General features: G+C 50.2%; 1 pseudogene. It reads left to right on the top strand.

Going from position 1 to position 259, the window contains the following annotated elements:
- Window positions 1-259: pseudogene (locus E0D98_RS27740) on the top strand (hypothetical protein); the annotation flags it as partial.

The raw sequence follows: 259 nt of genomic DNA, 5'->3' as shown, positions 1-259 counted from the left end.
CGGGATCGTATCCGTAATATCTGGGCCATAACCCCGGTCAGTAACGGCATTACCGTTAATAATGACCAACCTCATGCGGGTCAGCATACCCTGGAGTTTCCGATGGCAACATTCAGCCAGGTGATGTCACAAATGCAACAACACTGGCCACAGATAATGCAGGAAGTTCGCTCCCCCAAAAATCCTCCCAATAATCTGTACATTGGTGAAGACAGGCAACCTGCATCAGCACCTCAGGATCAATCAATGCGACTCCCCC

This window comes from Escherichia sp. KCJ4928 (assembly GCF_004352695.1).
Lineage (GTDB): Bacteria > Pseudomonadota > Gammaproteobacteria > Enterobacterales > Enterobacteriaceae > ECMA0423.
This window is presented reverse-complemented; position numbering and strand designations above follow the sequence as displayed.